A 4722-nucleotide genomic window follows, 5' to 3' on the forward strand; every position below is an offset into this window, starting at 1 on the left:
CGCAGCCTGCATGAGACTGTCATTGTTCACTAAAGAGTGATACCACTTAAAAGTGAACTCACCCCATTTCATTCCAAATTTATTGCTATTAAACGAATTAACGATCAATACAATGATTGGCAGATACAGAAACGCGTAAACAAAGGAAATGAAACTGTATTTAGAAAAGCGCCCCATTAGCTTAACTCCGTGGTTCGGTTAAGAAGCTTTCCAGCTCTATAGTAGCCGTACAGTAATATGGCCATCGCTCCGGTAAGCGCAATGCTCGTTGCTGCGCCAAAAGGCCAGTCTCTGGCATTAAGCACCTGACTCTTAATCACATTACCAATCAGTAAGTTTTTCGCGCCTCCTAACAAATCGGCCACATAGAACATTCCAAGAGCAGGCAACAACACCAATAAGCACCCACCGATGATCCCGGGCATCGTTAGCGGTAAGATGACACGAACAAAGGTTTGAAACTTGTTCGCACCCAAATCTTTCGCAGCCTCGATATAGGAACCGTCCAGTTTTTCGATGGTTGAATAGAGTGGCAGTATCATAAACGGCAGCAAAACGTAGACTAAACCAATCATTACCGCAGTTTCTGTATACATAAGGCGTAGCGGTTTATCAATAATGTCTAACGCGAGTAACCCTTTGTTCAATACACCTTGAGTACCGAGAACAATTTTCAACCCATAAGTACGAATCAGTGAATTAGTCCAAAACGGAACAATCACCAGAAACAGCATTAGGGGTCTTACGTTCACAGGCATTTTAGTCACTAGGTAGGCGAAAGGGTACCCAATAAACAAACAGAGCCCGGTCGCCATAATCGCCATATAAAATGAATGCCAAAGCACTTTGAGGTAGAGTGGATCCATTAAGCGAGCGTAGTTATGTAGCGTGAATGTCAGGTCGATTAGGTTCGCCTCATCACGTGTCAGAAAACTCGTCGCGATAATCATAATGTTAGGAATCAGCACAAATAGGGCCAACCAACTAATGATTACCGTTAAAATCGTGTTTTTGAAGTTAAACCATTTGTGCATCAGTCAGTACCACTTCCCAAGTTTCTACCCAAGAGATCGCCACTTTTTGGCCCAATGAGTGATCCACATCTGGATCATCTTCATTAAAGAACTCACTCGTCATCACTTTCATTCCAGAAGGCAATTCAATGACAGAATCGAGAGTCATTCCTTTATAGGTGCGATCGATAACATGACCAATGATTCCTGTGTTTTCTGATTCTATGATTTCAGTCACTCTTAAATCTTCTGGGCGTAGCAGTACTTGAAGAACATCGTCGGTTTCAACGGGCGCTTTGTAATGAACCACGCTGTCTGAATTCTCTATCGAAACCAATATCTTTTCATCGTCTATTCGAGAAAGTACTTTTGCATTAAAGACATTAATTTCACCTATAAACTGCGCAACAAATAAGTTTTGAGGCTCTTCATAGATTTGTCGTGGCGTACCATCTTGTTCAACAACCCCATCACGCATGACAATGATTCGGTCAGACATAGACAGCGCTTCTTCTTGATCATGAGTAACAAAGATAAAGGTGATGCCAAGCTGACGTTGTAGCTGCTTCAATTCAATTTGCATCTGCTTTCTAAGCTTATAATCCAACGCAGACAGGGATTCATCTAACAAAAGTACTTTGGGCTTATTAACCACAGCTCTAGCAATGGCGACGCGCTGCTGCTGACCACCAGAGAGTTGATGAGGCATACGGCTTGCGTGTTCTGTTAGTCGAACCATAGACAGGGCATCGATCACGCGTGTTTTAATTTCATCATTAGGGACTTTCTGCATGCGAAGCCCAAACGCAACATTCTCAAAAATCGTCATGTGAGGGAATAATGCATAGCTTTGAAAGACAGTATTCACATGTCTTTGCTCTGCTGGGAGCTCGGTAATATCGACACCATCGAGCGTAATACTACCCACATCGGCCATTTCAAACCCGGCAATCAAGCGCAGAACGGTTGTTTTACCGCAACCAGAAGGGCCCAAAATAGTGAGGAACTCCCCGTGATTGACGTCGATAGAAAACTCATTGATCACTTTCTGACCGTCGAAGCTTTTACTTACTGCCGATAATTGAACTATGGGTGTGGATTTCGTTGGATGAGTATTCAAGGCTGTCTGGCTCCCAATAGAACTCATGGACGTATGATCGAGTTTAATACAAGATCAAATAATGGGCGGATGATAATCATCAATCTAGTGAATTTAAAGTATTTTTACACTGAATTCGTGCAAAATCGCTATTCGGAGCCTATTCAAATTTTAGGCGAGAGGGCCGCGAGCCTGTGTAAGTAGAAATAGTAGACGAATATGTAAGAAAATGAGGATAAACTACGGAACAGATTTTCGTATAATTACCTTTTAAGTATAATGCGGCTAATTTCTTCAATCAGCTATTTAAAGCCACTTAAAGCAAGCGCCATTGCGACGGACGTTAGAATGAACAATGACATTGAAAAAGACTTCAACCTAGGGGGGAGCGTAGACAAAGCGCTGTCCGGTCAATACGATTTAAAAGTAGGTGAGGTTTTAAAAGAAGCGGGCAGCATGACTGTTAAGCATTTTCTTTCGTTCTCTCCAGCGGTAATGATTTTGCTCGTGCTGCAACTCGCCATCTTTTACATCGCGTTAAAGCTACAAATTGGTGACCCTTCAATTGTTCTTGATATCTTTGAAAACCCAGAAAACTTTAACCAATCTATCGTTCAGGCAATTTTTGTCGCAAACTTTAGTTATGAAGTGGTCAGTGCTCCATTTTTTGCGGGGCTGAGTTTGATGGCCATGAGCCACGCTGCCGGGTTGAATACAAAACTTCGCCATATAGGTAAAGGGCTACAGTTCACAGTGCCAGTCATTATAGCAACGCTTTTTTCGTTGATTTTACAAGGTATCGCAGGGACATTCTTACCATTCGTGTCTTTATACCTTTCACTAGCTTTTAGTAATTCTATTCTCCTAGTATGTGAGAAAAGAGTCAGCCCGTTTCAATCGTTGTGGATGTCATTGAGAGCGGTGAATAAGAAGATCCTGTCTATTGCCGCCATTTACTCAGTCGTGACTATGTTGTTTGTTGCGGCGGCGGTATTTTACGGCATTGGCCTTATCTTTGTTTTACCGTTTTTCTTCCACGTAAAGGGGATTATTTACCGAAACATGTTTGGCATTAAGTTGAAGGTTTATGCGTCAGAAAAATCAAATGACGATACGCCAAACGATGACCATCACAATAAAGACTCGAGGTTCTTCGATGCCTAAAAAATGGAGCGGGTTAATTGTTGGACTAGGGCTCGCCTCGACCGCTTTGGTGTCGAGTTTATTTTTGACCAAGCAAGACGTAGATGTCACGGATAAAAACGTCAACGTGTTCGAAGATAGCCAAAGAGAAACAAGCATTGAAGGCAAACAAATCAGTGATGCACCAGACTTCGCTGCTATTTCTGATATCAAACAAAAAAAGAAGGCGTTTTTTGAGTATTTAAAGCCGGGCGTTGCTCTTGAAAACAAACGCATCATAAAAGAAAGGGCCCGATTGGAATCGATGTTAGAACATCTTCAGTCTAATGCTCTCACATCAGAAGACATCTCATATGCAAAACGTCTTGCTCGCCTATATAATGTGGCGCTTTCAGAAAATGATGTCACTGTCGATTGGCTAAAGTCGATGCTTCACCGAGTTGACGTTTTACCAGAGGCATTAGTGTTAACTCAAGCGGCGAAAGAATCGGGTTGGGGGACATCTCGTTTCGCTACTCAAGCAAATAATTACTTTGGTCAGTGGTGTTACAGCTCTGGCTGTGGTGTCGTTCCACAACAAAGAACTGATGGCATGACTCATGAGGTTGCAAGGTTTGATTCTGTACAGGAATCTATCCATCACTACTTTATGAATGTGAATCGCAATCAAGCCTATCAAGAACTGAGAGATATACGCTTTAGATTGCATTCGGAAAACAAAGACTTACTTAACAGCGAAACGGCTATTGCGTTAACAAACGGATTAGTGCGTTATTCAGAACGTGGGCAACCTTACGTGACTGAACTGCAAGGTATGATTCGCTTTAACCAACCATTTTGGTCAAAATAATAAGAAGAACCATGAACAAATTATCGACACTATTACTGGCGACAACGGTACTGTTTTCAGCCTTTCCTTCGGTCGCTGAAGAGTACCGATTTACCTATTCAAAGCTGTTCACGCAAATGAAAAACAACTTGAATGAAGGGCACGACGACGTAAAAGTGGGCTTCTTTTTTGTGAACGCAGAAACCAAGCAATTGTGCAGTATTGACAAAGCGTGGATGGAAAAAGATGAACATTATGAAGTTTTGAAAGTCGCGTCGAATCGAGAACTGATGATTCCACTTGACGACAATTTAAAACAAGCCAACCCGTTAGTGTTCGTTCATACGCCCGAAGACATGCAATGCGACTTTTCCATGGTTGTTCTATCTAAAGAGCCGTTGAAAGGCGTAGTGGGTTATGAAGAAGTGGCTCAATATCTCCCACAAATGAAATCGATGCTCGATGACTTAGGTGGCATGTTTTCCAGCTGGTTCTCTCCTGATGTCGAGGGCCTAACTCTCGAGTTTGCAAACCAGCTCACTGGAAACATTGAACTTTCACACGGAGAAATCATTCCGATTGTGAATGGCATAGCGACCGTCACGCTTGATGATATCCAAAAGGGAGGATCAATGTCA

Annotated in this window: 5 protein-coding genes and 1 pseudogene; 3 read left to right on the top strand and 3 right to left on the bottom strand. The window is 42.4% G+C overall.

From position 1 onward, the window contains the following. The 3 genes and pseudogenes from potC to potA form a co-directional block, all read right to left on the bottom strand. Nucleotides 1–177 (bottom strand): annotated as a pseudogene (gene potC / locus ACP45E_RS16185) (spermidine/putrescine ABC transporter permease PotC); the annotation flags it as partial. Further along, nucleotides 177–1034 carry a spermidine/putrescine ABC transporter permease PotB gene (gene potB, locus ACP45E_RS16190; RefSeq protein ID WP_017038596.1) on the bottom strand — a complete coding sequence of 286 codons (858 nt, stop codon included), beginning with the start codon at nt 1032–1034 and terminating at the stop codon, nt 177–179. The gene potB and the pseudogene potC, both read right to left, overlap by 1 nt. Further along, a complete protein-coding gene (gene potA / locus ACP45E_RS16195) occupies nt 1018–2160 on the bottom strand; it encodes a spermidine/putrescine ABC transporter ATP-binding protein PotA (RefSeq protein ID WP_017034281.1) in 1143 nt (380 codons plus the stop codon). The genes potB and potA overlap by 17 nt, the downstream gene beginning before the upstream one ends. Nucleotides 2161–2460: 300 nt before the next feature. Between potA and ACP45E_RS16200 the strand changes: the two genes are divergently transcribed. The 3 genes from ACP45E_RS16200 to ACP45E_RS16210 all read left to right on the top strand — a co-directional run. Continuing rightward, entirely contained in the window at nt 2461–3276 is an 816-nt protein-coding gene (locus tag ACP45E_RS16200; RefSeq protein ID WP_026026717.1) for a membrane protein, read from the top strand. Further along, nucleotides 3269–4105 (top strand): glucosaminidase domain-containing protein, encoded by an 837-nt coding sequence (locus tag ACP45E_RS16205; protein ID WP_017038597.1) that lies wholly within the window; start codon nt 3269–3271, stop codon nt 4103–4105. The genes ACP45E_RS16200 and ACP45E_RS16205 overlap by 8 nt, the downstream gene beginning before the upstream one ends. A gap of 11 nt (nt 4106–4116) precedes the next feature. Then, nucleotides 4117–4722 (top strand): DUF2987 domain-containing protein (locus ACP45E_RS16210; RefSeq protein WP_069585238.1); only part of this gene is annotated, 606 nt, incomplete at its 3' end.

Source organism: Vibrio genomosp. F10 str. 9ZD137 (assembly GCF_049974785.1).
Lineage (GTDB): Bacteria > Pseudomonadota > Gammaproteobacteria > Enterobacterales > Vibrionaceae > Vibrio.

What these genes read in the sequence shown, in the direction of transcription:
- ACP45E_RS16205 (WP_017038597.1), top strand. Translation starts at nt 3,269, where the DNA reads ATGCCTAAAAAATGGAGCGGGTTAATTGTTGGACTAGGGCTCGCCTCG.
- ACP45E_RS16200 (WP_026026717.1), top strand. Translation starts at nt 2,461, where the DNA reads ATGAACAATGACATTGAAAAAGACTTCAACCTAGGGGGGAGCGTAGAC.
- potB (WP_017038596.1), bottom strand. Translation starts at nt 1,034, where the DNA reads ATGCACAAATGGTTTAACTTCAAAAACACGATTTTAACGGTAATCATT.
- potA (WP_017034281.1), bottom strand. Translation starts at nt 2,160, where the DNA reads ATGAGTTCTATTGGGAGCCAGACAGCCTTGAATACTCATCCAACGAAA.